Here is a 19,007-nt window from a genome sequence, read left to right as displayed (position 1 = left end):
TCCCCCAATTCCTATTTATAAAATATGGATCAAATGTATCAAATTTAAAGGTTGTTACATATTCCTTTGTCAGAAAATCTTACATGTTTTTTCTATTACGACTAGTTGGGACTCCTTACCTAAACAGAAAAAGAGCTGCCTCAGCAGCTCTATATGACTTTATAGACTGTTGAATTTGAGATCCGCCATCCGGTGCCGGTGCTAAGCAACGCTATGTAATATGAAAAACAGCAAGATCCCACCTATAAAAAACAGGGGTGTACTTTTAAATGTCCCTCGATTTATTAAAGGCAAAACAACAGCCCCGCTAAGATACAGAAAAATCCCTGCTGTTACGGATAAGCCCATCGCGACAATCGTTTCTTGAAAGTCCTTCATTTCCGATAGCAAAACCGCAATTCCTGCTCCGAGCCAAGTAAAAAGCCCCTGAATGACAAGATAGATGGCTGTTTTTTTGCGGCCATTTAAAAAGGCGAGCATAACCGAAGTATAGGAAAGCCCTTCCGGTATTTTATGGATCACCAGTGCAATCGTAACAAAAACACCTAATTCAAAAGAAGAGGCATAGCTAATTCCAATCGATAATCCCTCAAAAAAATTATGGAGCAGCATTCCAATTGTTAATCCCGTTGCCCCAGACTTCCCACTGTTTTCTACCCCATTTTTCCCACGAAAAGTTCCTGGCAGAAAAATAAAATACATAATCAGGAACCCAAGCATCACGAACAAACTGCTGTCATGATAGTCTTCTAGCGCATGAGGAATTAAATGTAAAAGAGCAATCGATAATAACAGGCCCGCGCTAAGAGCAACCAACGACAATAAAGTTCTTTCCGGCCAATTTTTCCGAATTAAAACGAGAAATCCGCCAAGAATATAGGCAAGAGATGAGATTAAAACAACGAGGAACACAGTCACGGTCAAGATAATCCTCCCCTTTTTTGTTTATTCCCCATTATGTATTCACCGTCTTGAAAAAAGATTACCAATAAAAAATGAGGTGCCCTCAAAGAACACCTCATTTTTTCCCTCTTAATAAAAGCTAGCACCGACAATAATTAAAAGAATGAACAATACAACAATTAAAACAAATGGGCTAAAGCCGCCATAACCGAAACCGTAGCCATAACCACCGCAACCGCACCAGCCGCACATAATTAAGTCACTTCTCTAATTGGTTTAATTATTCTTATGCAGCCGTGATGATAAACGTAAATGCGAATATAATAGCCTTTTAAAAATGGATGTATGTCCTGCTTGGTTTACAATTGCTTATTTCTTCAAAAATGGCGGACTGATCATAGTTTCCCTTTCCCGCACACGTTTCACGGACAGGAAGACCATCAGGAAAATAGCGATTAACATATAGGCGCTGCCGCCAATTAACCCCAAGGTTCGCGGTGTCAGGTATTCTAAAACGGCCCCAGATAAAAGCATCGAAACACCCAATAATGGATTGCCAATGGATGCCAATAACCCAAACATAGTTCCCTGGTGTTTCTCAGGAATTTCCTTCATCAGAACCGTATCAAAACAGGCATTCCCAATACCGGACATAAACGCGGCCCCGCAAAACACGAGAAACGCTGCAGCTATGTAGTGGGTTTGGCTCAATACTACTAGGAAAGCCCCCTCGAGCATGAGACTGGCCAACCCAATCCCAAGGATATTTTTTCGTAGACGGTTGGCGACAGAAAAGCTTAACGTTAAACCAATCCCCAACGCCCCATAAAACAGCCCTACACCTACATCACCCAAATGGTACTCCTGTATGGCATACACGGTAATCAGGACATTATCAATGCCGTTCATGGACGCAATGACCACTTCACAGAAAAGAAGAATTTGGACCGGGACGGACAATATGATTACCTTTTTTAAGGTTGGAATCAGCTTTTCCTTTTGCTGCGGCTTTTCATCCTGAGAGGAGTTTTTTTCAGGAAATGTGATCAAAGAAATAATAATTGCTGCACCTAAAAAGGAGGCAGCATTAATTAAAAATGTTAACCCCGCTCCAAATAAGTAGGATACAATCCCCCCTGAAAAAGCGCCAACAATTAGTACAATCCCAACCAATACTTGTTCCAGACTATTTATTTTTATCAAATGCTCTTTGTTAACAAGATGCGGTATCGCCGATTTTCTCGCTGGTGCATAAACAGCCTCGCCAACCGCTAACATGAAGGTACCAACATAAACAATCCAAAGATCCTCTTTCCCATGAACCCATAGAAACGACAAGGCAAACACGATGCGGATGAGGTCAGTTGCCACTAAAATGGTTTTTCTTGAAAAACGGTCTGCCAGCCTTCCCCCGATTGGGGCGAAAATAACAAAGGGCAATAGCCGAATCGCTAGCGTCTTGCCGACTGCAAAGCCTGCCCCTGTTAACTCGATTGCAAGCGCTAATACAGCAACGGAACTGAAGCGGTCGCCGATTCCATTTACGACACCGGCGAGAAATAATCTCCGGTATTGTTTTTCCTTTTTTATAAAGGAAAGAGCCATCCTCTTCTTCTCCTTTCACCCTTATCTAATTTCACACCTATCTAATTAGTTTTGCAAAAAAATTTACTTCAGCCACCACAGTTCAACCGGATTTAACTCATATTGATTATTTTCACGGTACATAAATTGGCACATAATAAGTTCGCGACGTAACGTAGCGTAATCCTCATGATACTGCTTTAAATATTCGTTAATTTCCTTTTCTTGATAAACTTTACCCAGTTCCAGCCCTTTGATCATATGCTCAAGCACAACAAGCTTTTTCTTTCGCTGCGCAGGGTAGGTTTTCAGTTTTCCTTCTTTGGTGAAGAAGTTTTTAATGATTGCTTCCCTATCCTCCGCTGTCACCGACATTTCCATTTCTGCTCCGCCTCCCGTTCCAACATTCAAAATAGCCTTAGCACTCAGCTCTAATATTTTTGTGTTAAGAGAAAAATAAATGGTGTTTTTATCACGCCGCTCTTTTATCAGCCCCACCTCTCTAAGTTTGGCCATATGGTGGGTTATCGTTGGCGGTTTAAGCCCCAGCTTACCGGCAATCGCCTGCCCGTGCAACGGCCCCTGTTGAAGCAATGCTACAATCTTGATCCTGGTAAGGTCACCAAGGGCTTTATGAAATTCCACGATTTTGTTTAATTGCATGTTTAAATTCACCTACTTTAATGATTATCTAATTAGATATTATTCGAATTTGGTTTCGATTGCAATAGTCTAGTGGAATTTTTTTCAAGAATAAAATCAATAAAAAAACCCACGACTGGGGTGTGGGTTTTTTAAACTTTATGATTAATGTCTGCATTTCGGACAAGGCTGCCAGTGTTCCTTCACAGTTCCGCATGAAGCGCATTTATCGGTGCCCTGTTGACTCTTTTTGATTTTCCATTGATCGTAGGTTAAATGTCCTGCACTGTCGTCGTTTAAATACTTGATATAGTCATTACCATAAATATACATCAAAGGTATCACCTCCATTGCTCAATACCAATGTATGCGCTTACATATATGAAAAACACTAAAATAGCAGAATTAAATGAAAACTCGCAGATTGGCGAGTCCGATAGGACGGTTCATGAGGCGTAGTTGAATTTATGCGTTAGGAAGTTATAAATTTGTGAAAATTTATAACTTCCTATTAGCTAAAAAAAACTATCTTTCTATGTATTTTTACAAAAAAGATAGTTTTTCTGGATAGTCTTTTTTATTATTTTTTAACAGGTGTACACACAGCAAATAAATTTTCAGACGGGTCAGTCACATTGATTTCAACAATCTTAAATCCGCCATTTCCTAGATCTTTGCCCTCGTTCTTGATTGGTGTTAATACTTGATTGTTATTCATCGTCCTTACTTCCTTCCTACGTAATTTCTCACACAGAAGCTAATATATGACTATTGTTAAAAAATGTGCATATTTTTTTGTAAAATTTGTCTATTCCTAACAGGAGTTTTCACTTGAGATTATGGTATTATTTTCTAAAGAATAGGGGGTCATAAAGGAGGTAGCTTGAATGGTTGAATCTAGGAAAATAGCTGAAATTAGGGAAACCCTCACTAAGCGTGTGATATCCCTCCCTGATCGTTCGTCTGTACCGGTTTTAGGTCAGGGAACTTGGAATATGGGCGAAAATAGCCGTGCAAAAGAGCAGGAAGTGAAAGCCCTTCAGCTTGGGATTGAACTCGGAATGACGTTAATTGATACAGCGGAAATGTACGGAAATGGCGGTGCAGAGCAAGTTGTTGGTGAAGCGATAAAAGGACTCAGAGATAGAGTGTTTCTGGTCTCCAAGGTCTATCCCCATAACTCTGGAAAAAATAAAATCACCGAAGCCTGTGAAAACAGTTTAAAACGGCTTCAAACAGATCATTTGGATTTGTACCTTTTACATTGGCGGGGCCAGATTCCACTTGAGGAAACCATCGAAGGGATGGAGAAACTTAAAATAGAAGGAAAAATTCTGCGCTGGGGTGTTTCCAACTTTGACACAGAAGATATGGATGATTTAGTTGCCTCCGCAAACGGGACAAATTGTATCACCAATCAGGTACTATACCACCTAGGGTCACGAGGGATTGAATTTGATTTGCTGCCGTGGCAAAAGCAGCATCAAATGCCCATAATGGCCTATAGCCCAATCGCCCAGGGAGGTTCCTTAAGAAGACAGCTGCTGCGTGATTCTACCATTCTGGATATTGCCCGCAGTCACAATGTGCAGCCCTTGCAGATTGTGCTAGCCTGGTGTATCCGTTCCAATCAGGTGATTGCCATTCCAAAAGCAGTCCAACCGGAACACGTCATGCAAAATGCGGCGGCTGCTTGCATTAAACTAACAACAGAGGAATTAGCTAGACTTGACGAGGTTTTCCCCGCTCCCGCCAGAAAAGTTCCTCTTGATATTATTTAAAAACGTAAAATGCCAGGCAGCTTTCCTTTTTCGGATGCCGACTGGCATTTTTTCTATTATTTATGATGTCTGAACCGTGCCTCTGCCAAAACCATCTTTCTACTAAATGGTTTTATATTTAATTTCTCCCTTAGTGTTGACACCATCACAGAGCTGATCAGCCAAAAAAGCAGACCGAGCAGCATGCTTAGCGGCCAATTATGGGTCAGTTTTAAGAACAGCCAGACGGTCGCTGCACAAATAATGCCGCCAATCATGCCATAAACAGAACCGCCTGCAATTTTCGCTGCGTTCTTCGTTCCGGAAGTAACCCCTACCATTAAAACGGCCGTAATCATCACAGCCGGAAATGCGGCGAATATTCCCCCTAGGATTTCCCATGGTGAAACCACAATTATTAAATAGCTGGCCATAACGGCGGCCCCGCCAAGTAGAAAACGTAAAAGTAAATCTTTTGTCATTGTTAACACCCTTTCCTAATTGACCGTGATGGCAACCACTATAATAGAAACTGCCAGCCAGCAGCCTAACGCCTCGATGAGTCCTTTTTTCCATCCGTGTTTCTTTAATAGAAGTACAGCCATAATGGCCACGAGTATATTAATTCCCATCCCAACCATGGCTCCTTTTGAGAGCATAATGGATTGGGAAACAAGAGCCTCGCCTTTCAAATCCAGCCCCGCTGTCAGTAATGCCGCTAAAAATACGGCTGGAAAAGCAGCGAATATTCCGCCTGCCTTTTCGCCCAATTTCCTCGCCACAATCGTTGAAGCGACAACTGCCACTCCCCCTAAAATAAATCTTATGAGTAACGCACTAACGGAAAGTCCACCCATTCTTATCACCTGTCCATAATACATATATTTGTGAATGTTTTCACATAATAACTCGATATGTTTATTTTACTCCTTTTTATCCTCAGCTCATGTGAACATTTCATTAACATTTTTGAAGCGCTATCAAGTTCTAAATAGGTACCAAAAGCCAAACGACCGAATGCTTGAAAAATTCGGTCGCTCAAAATACGGGGTTTAGTTTACATAATATAATTAAATATGTTATAGCCATTCATCCGGAACCGAACTATTATCAGCGATTGCAAAGGCTGCTTCTGTTATGGCCGCCGCTAACGTATTGCCCGTTTCGCATGCATCATTAAAACAAGCTTGGCAGGCACCGTCTGTTTTATATGTAAACCCCAACTCTTTCAATTTTTCAACGATTAGCATCGCGTGCTCCAGGTTTTGGTCGGGTTGAAACTCGTCAACAGGTATGAAAATTCCCTTTTCAAAATCATACCAGCGATCCCATCTATTTAACTTCCAGCCTAATATTCTGCGCGCAATTATTTCAGTTTTGTTCATAGCCACATTACTCCCTATCCTCAATAGACTTTCCTATTTTACCATTTTCATATTCAGAAGCCTGTATCAATTTTCACACATACTAAATTGATTTTGACAATTTATTAACTGTCCTAAAGGCCTTAATATACTGCAAGCGAATATACGTATTTATCACTACCCGAGTTACACTGACATACTTTATTTATGAAAAGTTTTTAAAAACAACTATATGAACTCAAAAATAAATCTGAATGGAGAAAGGGATGGAAGTATGGAGATGAAAGGTCAGCACCTCATCGTGGATGCCTACGATTGTCGGGCGGAGCTCTTAAATAACGCTGATGAATTAAAAACCTTGATGCTTGATACTCTCCGTGAGCTGGAATTGGATATTCTGCTGGCTTGCTTCCATTCCTTTTCACCTCAGGGAGTAACGGGAATCATTGCGATTTCGACCTCCCATTTTTCCATTCATACCTGGCCCGAATATGGGTATGCTGCCTTTGATTTATATACCTGCTCCCCTCAGGATGCCTGGCCTGTTTTAAAAAAATTTCTTGGAAAAATCGGTGCCGGGCGGGCCACCGCTATTGAAATTGAAAGAGGGATGGAAAGGCAGATTTCTCCTCTATATTCAAAAAAGCTACATCCGATGCTCTCAGCCAGCAGGCGCCCGGGAAATACATGGGACATGAAAATTCTTAAGGAAATCAAGAATGGCGGGCACCACATCCTCTATCAAGGGGCGAGTGAGCTCAATGACATTTTGCTTGTCATGGCAAAGGACCTGAGATTGTATCTGAATGAAGAATTCCAGTTTTCTTCGCTGGATGAAAGACATTACCACGAAGCATTGGTCCTACCAGCAATGGAACTCGCAAAATCAAGGAAACGGGTGCTAATTTTAGGCGGTGGGGATGGCCTTGCTGTTAGGGAGGTCATCAAATATCATGATGTTGTTCACATCGACCTTGTTGAAATTGACCCGATGATTATTAAGCTGGCGGCAAATGAACCGGCATTTGTTGATGTGAATGAGGGTTCGTTAAAGGATAACCGCCTACAGGTCCATATTATGGATGCGAAGAAATATTTAATGGGAGGAATGAAAAGATATGATGTCATCATTATGGATTTTCCGGACCCGGTTGACCCAGATACCAGCTTATTGTATACGAAGGAACTGTTTGACCAAGTTGGCCGGCACTTAAACACTGATGGAGTCGTCGTCTGCCAGTCAACTTCCCCAAAGGACAACCCCCGGGTCTATTGGAGTATTGCTAAAACACTGCAGGCTTCGGGCTTTAAAACGGAAGCATTTTATTCATTGGTGCCATCCTTTGGAATGTGGGGGTTTCACCTGGCGAGCCGCGGCAATTTCTTGAAAAAATGGCCGCAAATCTCGGTTCCACATGAAGCCATTGAAACAAACACGGAACCGTTGTTTCACTTGCCCCCTAAGTTCCAGCCCCCCAATACCGGATTGATTATTAACAGCAAAAATAACCTTAAGTTGCATGAACTTTATCAGCAAGAAATGGGGAATATTTAGTGCTGGGAATAAAAAAATGCGATTGACATCATCTGCAATCGCATTTCTTATTTTTGGCTGCAAACGAACGATCATTCTTTGAACGGAATAGGTCATTACCGATTGGCACTCGTCAGTATTCCTCAAACATCTTTATGGCTGTGTCGGCTGAGTTGGTTCATACGCAATCCGCCATTTTTTATTGGCGATTTCTTTAAGGCCTCTGCGAATCATTAAGAAAACGACAACCCATGAAGAAACCATAAGAAAGATATGTCCGAATGGGGACATGCCTTTAATCGGTGTATCCCATAAAGCGTGCATCGCTACGACCAGAAGGAAAACAAATAAAAAGTACGGCTTAACCAATAGTGAAAAATTGAATTTTTGATCACCTTGTGCTTTGCAGAAAGCCCCACCTGTCAATGCAGCCCAGGCCACATGCCCGCCGGGAGCTAAAACACTGCGCCAGAGGATCGTCGTATAAAGGTGTTCGAAACTCCCTCCTGTTAACAGGCTTCTTAACGCATAGCCTGCTGTTTCAAACGCGGCAAAGCCTGCTCCCACTGCTGCCCCCACCAAAAGCCCATTTAGCATGTACCTGTATTTGTGGTTTCGAACAAACCAGATAACAGTCATCACTTTGGCCACTTCCTCCACAATACCAATTGTGATGGGGTTGATGTTGTTTTTTACAAGATTAAAAAAAACTAGTGCAACCAGCATCGAGAGGATGCCGCCAATCAAGACCACATAAATGACCCTATAAAAAGCAATATTTTGCGGTGCATTCATTTCCCAGAAGAACATCAGCGTTGTAATAGGGACCGCAAAAGCACCAATAATGATGAGACCCGGTAAAAAGTTAAAATTATGGAACACGGTGACTCCTATGTGCATGCCTAAAAATGCAAGCAGGGCAATCAAAAATACTCTTGCAAAAAGCCAAGGCTTTGGCCATGTTTCCTTTACTTCTTCAATCTTCGGTGTTGTGATTGCTGTACCGACAATGAATAGCCTATCCGCCTCCAGCGTGCTATGCTTTCGAAACACCCTTGAAAAAATGTTTTGAAATTTAGGTTCTACCGAACGCAGCTGCTTCGGCATCGCATCCACGTAAGAGGCAAACTCGTAAAATAAACTGTCTGGATCCGGGTCCGTATTTCCACCCAGTTTAAAGTTTTTTCCGCAGTTGAGGCAGTACCTGACCCCCTCCGGATTCGAATATACGCAGTCCGGGCAATTCAATTAGCATCCCCCTCTTGATAAAATGACTGAAATTGGATATTTAACTTGTTTTTACTATGCCCGTTAACTGCATACAAAATTATTTTTTTATAAATGAAGATTATTTATCTAAACTCTTTTCCAAACCCGTAACACGTAACCGCCGCAGCCACACTGATCGATAAACTTCACATCAATTTCCGCACCGAACCTAGAAAACAATTCCTCTGTTAAATACTCATCAGGATTCCCAAAGCCGGCAGGCGTGACGACATTAACATAAAATCCTTTCACTGTCTGTTTTACAGCATCAATCGCATCTGCAATAACCAATTCCTTATCGTTTTCATATTCCTCATGCTCTAATGAGATTGACCAATTCTTTTCCATTACAATCACCTCTTCCTTTTATTTTAAAATGAACTACGCCGGCAAGTGGTGATTTTCATCACGAATCATTTTCAACTAAAAAAGGGCACTTTTTGCAGTGCCCTTTTTTAGTTATTTTTTTGTTTTTTCTAAAGCTTGTAACGCTACCTTTTCAAGTCCAGTTTGGGCAAATTCCACATCCGTTTTCGGCATTGCAGGATTATACTGTTTTTGCTTGTTCTTCTTTTTAGACATTTTTTCATCATCCTTTTCAATTCACATAGTCATACTAAAAAGAATGCCTGTCCGGCACTTCCTTCTTATTTTGCGTTCTTTCATGAAGGCTATGCCATTTAGGTTTCGCACTCATAAGCGGTATTTTTGATTCCCTATTTGCAAACTGTTATAGTTTTAGTACAATATGAAAAATTGGAGGTATATCATGTTAATTGAAATGTGGACTGACTTCGCTTGACCATTTTGCTATATTGGCAAAAAGCGTCTGGAAGACGCTATTCAGAAGGTAAATTTCCCTGTCGAGGTTGTATACCGCTGCTTTGAACTCGATCCAACATCGAAGCGGGATGTAAACTATAATATTTACGAAGCTTTATCGAAAAAATATGGCATGAGCTTGGAGCAAGCCAAAGCCAACAGCCGTAACCTAGAAAAAATGGCTGCTGAAGTTGGATTAGAGTTTAACTTTGACACACAAATTCTAACCAACACTTTTGATGCTCACAGGTTAGTGATGTTCGCCAACAAACAGGGCCTCATGCATGAAATGACCGACCGCATCCTGCGTGCTTATTTTACAGAGGGAAAACATATCGGGGATCATACTACACTCGTTAAGCTGGCGGAGGAAGTTGGCTTAAACGGCGAATCTGTTAAAGAAATGCTATCCAGCACTGACATGAGCGGGGAAGTCCGCGAAGACGAAGGTCTCGCTGCACAATACGGCATCCGAAGCATCCCATTTTTCATTTTAAACAAAAAATACTCGCTTACTGGGGCCCAGCCTACTGAAACATTTATCCAAGCTTTGAATCAGATTAAAGCTGAGGAATCAGCCATAACGAATTTGGGTGACCAGAACGACGGTTTAAGCTGTGACGAGAACGGGTGCGAAATTCCTAAAAAATAGATCCATGAAAAATTAAGGTCCGAAGCCATTTTGGTTTCGGACCTTAGTTTTTTCCAACATTCAACAAATGTAATGGAAGATTCCATCTTCATTTAATCATTAAAATCCGAAGCATCATTGTAATCATAACGGAATCCATCTTTTTGAGCGGACTTGTTTTCTGTTAAATTGCTGATGGCGTTACTTGCGGCGTCTACTGTTTTCATAGCTGCATTCTCGGTTGCTTCTAAAGCATTATGCACTGTTTCAAATGCGGACCCTGCCGTATTTTTAATACTTTGGGAAATGCTATTGTCATTTTGTTGATTATTCCTTTGATTTGCCAATCTAATCACCTCCTAAACAAACTTAGGATATGTTAGGAAGGTGTTATTATTCAGTCTTTATAAGTTCAGATCTTATCAGAATTTCCCCTCATTCTTGCATCCAATAATTTAAAAGCATCGGTTAATTTTTCGCGAGGAAGTTTCTCGTACAAATCCCCGACACTGACTTCAAAATAACTAGTCGTCTCCGTCACGTCTCGCACATAGCTTGATAACCCAATTCCGGCTTCCCGACAGATTTCCGTTAAAATCCGCTCCATCTCTTCTTTCGGGGCATCGAAATGAACATGAAACATATTGGAAACAGGCACTTCCGGCTTAGTGGAGACGCCATAACACTGATTATAAAATCCAGCGAGCTTTTTTGCTTCCTCATAATACTGCTGCATTTTCCCAATCCGTTTTTCAAAATAATAATCGGCACTCAGATAATACGGATAAAGACTGATTAGATCCCCGCCATGGCGTCTTTTCCACACCTTGGATTTCTCAATAAAGTCATTATCACCTGCCAGAACCGCACCAGCAATCCCGCCAATTCCTTTGTAAAACGAAATGTACACACTGTCGAACAAGCTGCAAATTTCCGCAGCGGTTTTTTTATAATAAGGAAGAACTTCAAAAAGACGAGCCCCATCTAAATGCAGGATGATCCCCTTCTCCCTGCAATAAGCTGCAATCGTCTCAAGCGTTTGATAGTCCGGAAGCTGTCCGCCAATTTCCCGCTGCGGCAATTCCAAAAGTACACAAGCGACATCTTCCTTCATACCCGCCACATCTTCGAAATCGATAACTCTATTTTTATCGGCCAACAAAACTGATTCAATCTGATGCAGTTCCTTTAATCCATCCTCCTCATGAACCTCTAAATGGCACAACGGATGGTAGGCGACCTTTTTCAAGCCTTTTTCATCACACCAAATTCGCATCGCAATCTGCTGCGCCATTGTCCCGCTTGGAAAAAATACCGCAGCCTCTTTTCCCAAAACAGACGCCATTTTTCCCTCGAAGTCCTCGATCAATTTCCCCTTCCCATACATTTCACTATCATGCTGTCCATTAAAGTTTTCAAAGGCTTCCTTCAAAACTTGGATTTTTCTAGGACCATGGCCGTTCACTTGAAATGGAGTTTCTTTATATACATCCTGCAATCTATTCATATTTCCTGCTCCCTTTTTCATACTAAAGATTCAATTTCATTATACAATTATCTACGAACCCAAACTCTTTTTTTCTTTGACAAAAATAAACTGCTCAGAACCAGGGTTACCAACAGTTCGAGTCGATGTTTGAACTAATTTCGGCATTCGTTTCAATTGCGGTAATCCGGCCATTTTTTCTTCAAGTTCCTTTTTTATCATATTCACAACCTGGATGACCAAGAAAAATGACACGATTGTTGCGGTTATCGTCCATGGGGCCCTGATAAAATCATATAAATTTTGTCCGATTAGGCCCGCCCATTCATTAGACAAGGAAGCAGGCTTCGGCGGCTCATCATAGCCCACGATGCCACCGACTGTCGGCCCTCCAAGGAAAAAGCCGAATATTCCCAAATGCATGGTGATCTGCAGGGTCGTTAATAGTTGTTGAACTGTAAATAAAATGCCGTAAGAGCGAAAAAAGGGGAGTAAATGCCTTTTAATAATATGAAACTTGCCAGCTCCCATCAGGAAGGAGGTGGTGATAAATGACTTGTTCAGTAATTCCTCCGTTAATTCCTCCGTATAAACGATCACTGATGGAATGCCAATCAATACCAGCATCAGAATTTGATAGACAACGACTGTGGAAATCGGCCTTTCTTCATGGAACATGACGGGCAACATCAATATGATTCCTAAAAAAGTAGCCGGAACAAAACGAAATACCGTAAAAAAGTCATTGACGTATTTCTTTAGCCACGGTGCCCAAAGGGATATAAATACGCCCACCAAGCCGCCGATGATCACTCTAAGGAATGCCACAACAATGGCTAAGATTAAGCTGAATTTTGCCCCATAAAGCAATAGCAGCAGCATATCCTGTCCATTGCGGTCTGTTCCGAAAATATGCTCGGAAGACGGAGGAAACGGAGCGCGGCCGATGACCTTTCCCGCTTCGTTGGTAATCAGGACTTTTTTATCATAATCCAGCGGACCATACAGCGGGTATAGTAAGCTTGCGATGAGGAGGAGAAGTAGAATCGCCGAGCCGATAGCAGTTTTTCGATAGCTCCTCATATGCTTGCACTCTCCTTTCGATTCACAGCTTTGATGGCGATTAAACTGAGAAATTCCATCACTAACAGCGGCAAGATAAATAACAGCAGACAAATGACCAGGCCAAGGAAACCGCCGCCCCTTATCGTAACCAACTGAAGAACTTTGGTTAAGCCGGGCAGATTAAACATAAATTCGATTAAAAATATATTGGAAAGAATGATCCAGATACTCGTTCTTAGCTGCATAATAAATAACGAAAAAATGTTACGAAGCATATGTACGATAAGAATTCTTAATGGACTAAGCCCTTTCGCCCTGCTGTATTGAACATAGTCCTTAACCTCTTCTTCCTCGAGCACCTTAATAAGAAATTGGCTTAGCAGCATCGCGGGTAGAAAGGAAACCGTTACGACCGGGACAACATAAGGCTTTGCCCCGAACACTCCGTAAAGCTGCAAAAACTTTAGGCCTGTCTCTCGATAAAGCACAATCACGAAGAATTGAATCAAAAAAATGACCATTAAATCAGGAACACCTTCAAAAAAGTTGAATCCTTGCTTTAGTACTCTACTGATTTTATTAGGCATAAGTTGGACAAGCATGGCCGCAAGCATTCCAGTGCCTATTACGGTCAATAGAGAATAACAGAAAATAGTCATCGTATAGCGATAGCTTTCAGTGAGATTTTGTTCATCAAACAGGGAAATGTAACTGGTGTCATCAATTCTTGTTAATTGTTGCAGGTTTCCCTTTACACTGTTCCAAAACGGTTCCAGGTTGAAAGTTAATGTTTCACCAATGCCCAGTAATGCCGGCAGATTGAAGACAAATATAAATCCAGCCACCATCAAAAGCAGCCTAAATGGTAACTCTAACCACCTTCTCACTACATCACCTCTTTTTTCTATGAAAATAAAACTCCAAAATAATTAGACGAAAATAAAGGTAGATTAGTTTACAAAATTTTGAAACTTTTTTAAAAAATACAAAAAAATGCTGGGAGTTTGCTTCTCCCAGCTCGTTGTAATAAATCTATTTTATATTTCTTATACAGACTGTCTTTTGTTAATCAAGGCTTTCGAAATTCCGACAATGCATGGTTCGCCGGTTTGTTTGACGACCGACTGTTTGACTGTGACGACACCGGTGCCATTCCCTTTATCCTGGAGATCGATGACTTCCAGTTCGACATGGATGGTATCGTGAATAAAGACAGGCTGGATAAAGCGCAGTTTATCAATGCCGTAATTTGCTACCACGATTTTCGGATCCATCTTTGTTAAACCCACCGCAAACGACAGCACCAGCATTCCATGGGCAATTCTTTGCTTAAAAATGGTATTTTTTGCATATTCAATATCCGTATGGAGCGGATAATAGTCTCCTGTCAGAGCAGAAAACATGACAAGATCTGTTTCCGTAATCGTCCTCCCACGTGACTCCCACTTTTCACCTATTTCAAAATGATCAAAGTATTTATCGTACACCTATATCACCCTTTCGAATTGTTTTGCCTTAAGACGGTTTTTAATATTTTCCCGGTTGCATTGCGTGGCAGTGCCTCGACAATTTCCAACTGCTTTGGCATTTTAAAGCGGGCGATTTTTCCAACAAGAAATTTCTCCAAATCAGCCACTGTTATTGTTTGACTGTTATCCTTCAAAGCAACCACGGCTTTAATCGATTCACCCCATTTTCCATCCGGATAGCCGATAATCGCAGCCTCGCGGATATTTGGATGCCGGTATAGAACCTGCTCGATTTCAATCGGATAGACGTTCTCCCCGCCGGTAATGATCATGTCCTTCTTGCGGTCAACAATATAAATAAACCCATCCTCATCAAATTTGGCTAAGTCACCTGTGTAGAACCAGCCGTTTTGAATCGCCTCTTTTGTTTCTTTCGGCTTATTCCAATAGCCAACCATCACATTCGGACCATTCACAATCAGCTCTCCCACCTCGCCAGGCCGCACATCACGGTCAAGCGGGTCGACTATGCGGACTGTGGTGTGCATTGGCTCTTTCCCGACCGAGCCATTCTTGCGGATAGTATTTTCTTTATCAAGGATGCTGACAAACGGAGCCGTTTCCGTCAGCCCAAATCCCTCATAAAACGGAATTCCTCGTTTTTGGAAAAATTCAATCACTGTAATCGGACAAGGTGCCCCACCTGATACGGCGAATTGAAGCGAAGAAATATCGTAGGCCTCAAAATTAGGAACACTCATTAACGCCTGCCACATCGCCGGGACTAGGAATAAGGTGGTTACCTGTTCATCGTTGATTTTTTGTAAAATTCTCACTGGGTCAAAACCATCTATCAAAATGTTTGCCCCGCCCTTATAAATTAGCGGCAACGTAAACACGCTCATTCCGCCAATATGGAACAGCGGCGCCGCGGCAAGCGTCGTATCAGAATAATCAACAGGGGTGTTGTGGATGAAGTTAATGGCATTCCATTGGGTATTACCGTGGCTTAACATTGCCCCTTTCGGCCTGCCGGTTGTACCGGATGTGTACATCATTAAATGGATGTCATCGTTCCCAATCTCAAAGCCCGGCTCATCCGGTGACGCTTCCTCCAGCAACTTTTCATAAAGCAAATCATCATCATGCGGTTGGTTCCCGACGTGGATGTATTCAAGCAAACTGGATTTCATCGTTCGCAACTGATCTACCAGCGGCCTCATCCGGCTGTCATAAATAAAATGATAGGCCCTTGAATCATTGACAATATAATGGACTTCTTCGGCACTTAAACGGAAGTTGATGGGCACAAAGATTGCGCCAATTTTCGCGCAGGCAAACACTGCTTCGAGCATTTCATTCGTGTTAAGAAGCAGCGCATCGACCCGGTCACCCTTCCTTACCCCTAAGGAAAGAAGGGCATTAGCCAGCCGATTGACCCGTTCATTAAATTCTAAGTACGTAAACCGTTTTTCGTTATAGACAAGCGCCAGTCTATCCGGACGGACCTTACAATGTTTCACAAGCCAATTTCCGATTCCCTGAACCATACCCAACACCCCTAATCTTTTTCCTAACTTAAAATAGTTGAATGCTTTTTCGCCGGAAGCGGGAAATCTTTGTTTTCGAATGTTTCATAGCGGCGGATCAGCTCCTGGCGCAATTCACTTGGGACAACCAAATCGTCTACGACCAGCTCGCCTGATAGCTTGATAATGTCGTAGCTTGCCCGGTATTCCTCGCGCAGCTTTTGCACTAGGGCTGCCCTCTCTTCCGGGTCAGCCACGGCTTTAATTTTGTTATAGTAAACGGCGTTGACCGCTGCTTCAGGACCCATGATGGCAATTTCCGCGGACGGCAGGGCAATCGTCGTATCCGGTTCATAGGCCGGACCTGCCATCGCATAAATCCCCGCGCCATAAGCCTTCCGGACAATCACGCACATTTTCGGAACATTGGCCGTTGAGCTCGCGAAAATAAAGTTCCGGCCTTTGCGAAGAATTCCCTCCTGCTCTACCTTTGTGCCGACCATGAACCCAGGCGTATCACATAAATACAGCAGAGGAATGTTGTAGGCATCACAAGTCCAAACAAATTTAGCACCTTTATCCGACGACTCTGGAAAAATGGCTCCCCCCTTATGAAGTGGCTGATTAGCAACAATTCCAACCGTTTTCCCGTTCAAGCGGGCAAAACCGGTCACCAGCTCCTTTGCATAATTAGCTTTGACTTCAAGGAAGCTGTCACCGTCAACAATCGATTCGATTAATTTCCGGACATCGTAGGCACGATTTGGTTCGACAGGAATAATATTGTCTATTTCGGCTGGATTTCGCGTTGGTTCCTTAGCTGGAAATTCCTGGAGCTTTCCGTCGAAATGATCAGGCAGGTAGCTTAGTAGTTTCTTAACAAGCTCGGCTGCTTCTTCTTCAGATTTCGCGATAAAGTCGGCCGACCCGCTTTTGGTTGTGTGCATTGTGGCGCCGCCCAGTTCCTCGACATCCACCTGCTGCCCTGTCGCCATTTGGACCATTCTTGGCGAAGCAATCGCCATCCCAGAAATTTTGTCGACCATGATGACAAAGTCGGAAAAAACCGGCATATAGGCGGTCCCTGCAAAGCATGGACCGTAAAGCACAGCAATCTGGGGGACGCGTCCGGACAGCATGCTGTGGTTATACCAAATCTTCCCTCCAGAATATTTCTCCACATGGTAGCCGCCGGCTTCGTCAATCCTTCCTCCAGAGGAATCAATCATATAGACAATCGGCCGTCTGCCGCGAATCGCTGCCTCTTGAATCCGCAGGATTTTCTCGCCATGGAATTTGCCGATGGAGCCAGCCTTAACGGTATAGTCGCTGGCCATGAAAAATACAAGCCGGTCATTAATTTTGCCTGTGCCCGTTACAACCCCGTCCGCAGGCAGTTTTTCCTTTGTGGCGTTGGCAAACAGACCGGTTTCATAATAGGGCTGTTCATTGTCAAAATAGAGCCTAAGCCGATCCCGGACAAACAGTTTTCCTATCTTCTTTATTTTGTCGTGGTCAGGTCCACCCTGATAAATGCGTTCACGTTCCGCGAGGATTTTTCGTTCACGTTCCAAGGTCAGCACTCCTTTGGTAGTTTTTGAGATTGTAAGCTTCGATTTGGATTGGTTTTTAAGACTTCGGGGCCTTATTCGCCGGGACTTCCACGGGTGTCAGGATTCCCAGCTGTTTGGTAAGTATTTCATTCATGATTTGTGTCGTGCCGCCGCCGATAGTTTGAATCCTGGCATCACGCCACAACCGCTGAATCGGGTATTCCATCATATAGCCATTGCCGCCATGAATTTGCACCGCTTGGTCGCAAACACGATTCACCATTTCGCTGGCAACTGCCTTTGCCATTGTCGCTTCCGTGACACAGTTTTTCCCTTGACTGTACAAGTAAAGAGCCCGGTAAGTAAGGTTTCTAGCTTTTTCAATATCGACAGCCATGTCGACCATTTTGTGTCGAAGCACCTGAAACTCTGAGAGCGGCTTATTGAACTGGATTCTTTCCTTACTGTATTGGACCGTTAGCTCGAGCGCCTTCTCAGCCGCTCCGATGCAGCCCAACGCTAGAATCAGCCGCTCATACTGAAAATTTTTCATAATATAAACGAAGCCTTCATTTTCCTCGCCAATCAAGTTTTCTTTCGGCACGATGACATTGTCGAAAAAAAGTTCCCCGGTATCTGAAGAGCGCCAGCCTAATTTTTTCAGGCTTTTGCCAACCGAATAACCATCTGAATTAGTCTCAACAATAAATAAACTTATATTGCGATGCTGCGGCCCTTCCTTTGTCTTCGCGGCAACAATTACATAATCGGCATTGACGCCATTCGTAATGAAGGTCTTCGAACCATTTAGGACGTAATAGTCGCCATCTTTTTTAGCAGTCGTTTTGATGGCGGCCACATCTGACCCGCCACCCGGCTCGGTTACCGCCAGTGCTGAGATGGCCTCCCCTTTAATCCCTGGTACGAGGTACTTCAGCTTTTGTTCGTGATTCCCGTAACGCCAAATATTGGTCATGGCAATGGTTGTATGTGAGCCAATCGCCGCACCGACCCCGCCTGCACCGCATCTTGCGAGTTCTTCGGTAAAAACAGCTTCCATAACAACATCAAGACCGCTGCCGCCATACTCCTCCGGAAACTTAATCCCAAGAAAGCCAAGCTCCCCCATTCGTTTATACAGGCTTTTCGGCGTCTGACCGTCTTTTTCCCATTGTTCAATATTCGGGGTTATTTCTTTTTCCACAAAGGAGCGAACCGTTTTCCGAAACATGTTATGTTCGTCCGTAAAAATCCAGTGACCCATCTTACCCCTCCTTTTTTAGACTGGTTCTTTTCATTGGTATCCGCCGAATTTGGGGACTTATCCGCCAAAATTATACATATATCCGCCAATTTCGGGGACTTATCCGCCGAAACTCTACGAATATCCGCCAAA

General features: G+C 42.8%; 22 protein-coding genes. 3 read left to right on the top strand and 19 right to left on the bottom strand.

Features of this window, described 5'->3' with window-relative positions:
• Positions 1 to 201 precede the first annotated feature (201 nt).
• The 5 genes from ACNQGS_RS19395 to ACNQGS_RS19375 form a co-directional block, all read right to left on the bottom strand.
• A complete protein-coding gene (locus ACNQGS_RS19395) occupies positions 202 to 918 on the bottom strand; it encodes a ZIP family metal transporter (protein ID WP_491488786.1) in 717 nt (238 codons plus the stop codon).
• A gap of 114 nt (positions 919 to 1,032) precedes the next feature.
• A complete protein-coding gene (locus tag ACNQGS_RS19390) occupies positions 1,033 to 1,155 on the bottom strand; it encodes a YjcZ family sporulation protein (RefSeq protein WP_213119029.1) in 123 nt (40 codons plus the stop codon).
• A gap of 117 nt (positions 1,156 to 1,272) precedes the next feature.
• Positions 1,273 to 2,508, bottom strand: coding sequence for an MFS transporter (locus tag ACNQGS_RS19385; protein WP_491488781.1), 1,236 nt, complete (start codon positions 2,506 to 2,508; stop codon positions 1,273 to 1,275).
• Positions 2,509 to 2,571: 63 nt separating this feature from the next.
• Positions 2,572 to 3,150: a DUF2087 domain-containing protein gene (locus ACNQGS_RS19380; RefSeq protein WP_491488780.1), complete on the bottom strand. Its 579-nt coding sequence runs from the start codon at positions 3,148 to 3,150 to the stop codon at positions 2,572 to 2,574.
• Positions 3,151 to 3,709: 559 nt separating this feature from the next.
• Positions 3,710 to 3,847, bottom strand: a complete 138-nt coding sequence (locus tag ACNQGS_RS19375; RefSeq protein WP_213145469.1) for a hypothetical protein — start codon at positions 3,845 to 3,847, stop codon at positions 3,710 to 3,712.
• 169 nt (positions 3,848 to 4,016) lie between these two features.
• Between ACNQGS_RS19375 and ACNQGS_RS19370 the strand changes: the two genes are divergently transcribed.
• Positions 4,017 to 4,910, top strand: a complete 894-nt coding sequence (locus ACNQGS_RS19370) for an aldo/keto reductase (protein ID WP_491488779.1) — start codon at positions 4,017 to 4,019, stop codon at positions 4,908 to 4,910.
• A 56-nt stretch (positions 4,911 to 4,966) separates the two neighbouring features.
• On the opposite strand, the gene ACNQGS_RS19365 is transcribed toward ACNQGS_RS19370, so the two are convergent.
• From ACNQGS_RS19365 to ACNQGS_RS19355, 3 genes are all read right to left on the bottom strand, one after another.
• The gene (locus ACNQGS_RS19365; RefSeq protein ID WP_491488778.1) at positions 4,967 to 5,371 is read right to left on the bottom strand and encodes a DUF3147 family protein; all 405 of its coding nucleotides are present in this window, start codon (positions 5,369 to 5,371) and stop codon (positions 4,967 to 4,969) included.
• A 15-nt stretch (positions 5,372 to 5,386) separates the two neighbouring features.
• On the bottom strand, positions 5,387 to 5,746 hold the full coding sequence (locus ACNQGS_RS19360) for a DUF3147 family protein (RefSeq protein ID WP_464490641.1): 360 nt from the start codon (positions 5,744 to 5,746) through the stop codon (positions 5,387 to 5,389).
• A gap of 222 nt (positions 5,747 to 5,968) precedes the next feature.
• Positions 5,969 to 6,274: a BC1872 family protein gene (locus ACNQGS_RS19355; protein WP_491488777.1), complete on the bottom strand. Its 306-nt coding sequence runs from the start codon at positions 6,272 to 6,274 to the stop codon at positions 5,969 to 5,971.
• 259 nt (positions 6,275 to 6,533) lie between these two features.
• On the opposite strand from ACNQGS_RS19355, the gene speD reads away from it, so the two are divergent.
• On the top strand, positions 6,534 to 7,808 hold the full coding sequence (gene speD, locus ACNQGS_RS19350) for an adenosylmethionine decarboxylase (protein WP_491488776.1): 1,275 nt from the start codon (positions 6,534 to 6,536) through the stop codon (positions 7,806 to 7,808).
• A 132-nt stretch (positions 7,809 to 7,940) separates the two neighbouring features.
• Here speD and ACNQGS_RS19345 read toward each other — a convergent pair whose 3' ends face one another.
• The 3 genes from ACNQGS_RS19345 to ACNQGS_RS19335 all read right to left on the bottom strand — a co-directional run bounded on the left by ACNQGS_RS19345 (position 7,941) and on the right by ACNQGS_RS19335 (position 9,638).
• On the bottom strand, positions 7,941 to 9,035 hold the full coding sequence (locus ACNQGS_RS19345) for a PrsW family glutamic-type intramembrane protease (RefSeq protein WP_491488775.1): 1,095 nt from the start codon (positions 9,033 to 9,035) through the stop codon (positions 7,941 to 7,943).
• A 108-nt stretch (positions 9,036 to 9,143) separates the two neighbouring features.
• Positions 9,144 to 9,404, bottom strand: coding sequence for a CGCGG family putative rSAM-modified RiPP protein (locus ACNQGS_RS19340; protein WP_491488774.1), 261 nt, complete (start codon positions 9,402 to 9,404; stop codon positions 9,144 to 9,146).
• Positions 9,405 to 9,515: 111 nt separating this feature from the next.
• Positions 9,516 to 9,638, bottom strand: a complete 123-nt coding sequence (locus ACNQGS_RS19335) for a hypothetical protein (protein ID WP_261363816.1) — start codon at positions 9,636 to 9,638, stop codon at positions 9,516 to 9,518.
• Between the two features lie 232 nt (positions 9,639 to 9,870).
• On the opposite strand from ACNQGS_RS19335, the gene ACNQGS_RS19330 reads away from it, so the two are divergent.
• Complete coding sequence (locus ACNQGS_RS19330) at positions 9,871 to 10,530, top strand: DsbA family oxidoreductase (protein ID WP_491488785.1); 660 nt, start codon at positions 9,871 to 9,873, stop codon at positions 10,528 to 10,530.
• 92 nt (positions 10,531 to 10,622) lie between these two features.
• On the opposite strand, the gene ACNQGS_RS19325 is transcribed toward ACNQGS_RS19330, so the two are convergent.
• The 8 genes from ACNQGS_RS19325 to ACNQGS_RS19290 all read right to left on the bottom strand — a co-directional run bounded on the left by ACNQGS_RS19325 (position 10,623) and on the right by ACNQGS_RS19290 (position 18,875).
• The gene (locus tag ACNQGS_RS19325; protein WP_491488773.1) at positions 10,623 to 10,856 is read right to left on the bottom strand and encodes a hypothetical protein; all 234 of its coding nucleotides are present in this window, start codon (positions 10,854 to 10,856) and stop codon (positions 10,623 to 10,625) included.
• 65 nt (positions 10,857 to 10,921) lie between these two features.
• Positions 10,922 to 12,016 (bottom strand): threonine aldolase family protein, encoded by a 1,095-nt coding sequence (locus ACNQGS_RS19320; RefSeq protein WP_491488772.1) that lies wholly within the window; start codon positions 12,014 to 12,016, stop codon positions 10,922 to 10,924.
• A gap of 51 nt (positions 12,017 to 12,067) precedes the next feature.
• Positions 12,068 to 13,078, bottom strand: coding sequence for a hypothetical protein (locus ACNQGS_RS19315; RefSeq protein ID WP_491488771.1), 1,011 nt, complete (start codon positions 13,076 to 13,078; stop codon positions 12,068 to 12,070).
• Entirely contained in the window at positions 13,075 to 13,947 is an 873-nt protein-coding gene (locus tag ACNQGS_RS19310; protein ID WP_491488770.1) for an ABC transporter permease, read from the bottom strand. Before ACNQGS_RS19310 ends, ACNQGS_RS19315 begins: the two co-directional genes overlap by 4 nt.
• A gap of 159 nt (positions 13,948 to 14,106) precedes the next feature.
• Positions 14,107 to 14,547 carry a MaoC/PaaZ C-terminal domain-containing protein gene (locus ACNQGS_RS19305; RefSeq protein WP_491488769.1) on the bottom strand — a complete coding sequence of 147 codons (441 nt, stop codon included), beginning with the start codon at positions 14,545 to 14,547 and terminating at the stop codon, positions 14,107 to 14,109.
• Positions 14,548 to 14,552: 5 nt separating this feature from the next.
• Positions 14,553 to 16,079, bottom strand: coding sequence for an acyl-CoA synthetase (locus tag ACNQGS_RS19300; protein WP_491488768.1), 1,527 nt, complete (start codon positions 16,077 to 16,079; stop codon positions 14,553 to 14,555).
• 23 nt (positions 16,080 to 16,102) lie between these two features.
• Complete coding sequence (locus tag ACNQGS_RS19295) at positions 16,103 to 17,641, bottom strand: acyl-CoA carboxylase subunit beta (RefSeq protein ID WP_491488767.1); 1,539 nt, start codon at positions 17,639 to 17,641, stop codon at positions 16,103 to 16,105.
• Positions 17,642 to 17,687: 46 nt separating this feature from the next.
• On the bottom strand, positions 17,688 to 18,875 hold the full coding sequence (locus ACNQGS_RS19290; protein WP_491488766.1) for an acyl-CoA dehydrogenase family protein: 1,188 nt from the start codon (positions 18,873 to 18,875) through the stop codon (positions 17,688 to 17,690).
• Positions 18,876 to 19,007: the final 132 nt, after the last annotated feature.

This window comes from Neobacillus sp. PVCKKU3 (genome assembly GCF_058323225.1).
The sequence above is the reverse complement of the archived record's forward strand: the minus strand, read 5'-3'. Positions and strand labels throughout refer to the sequence as shown.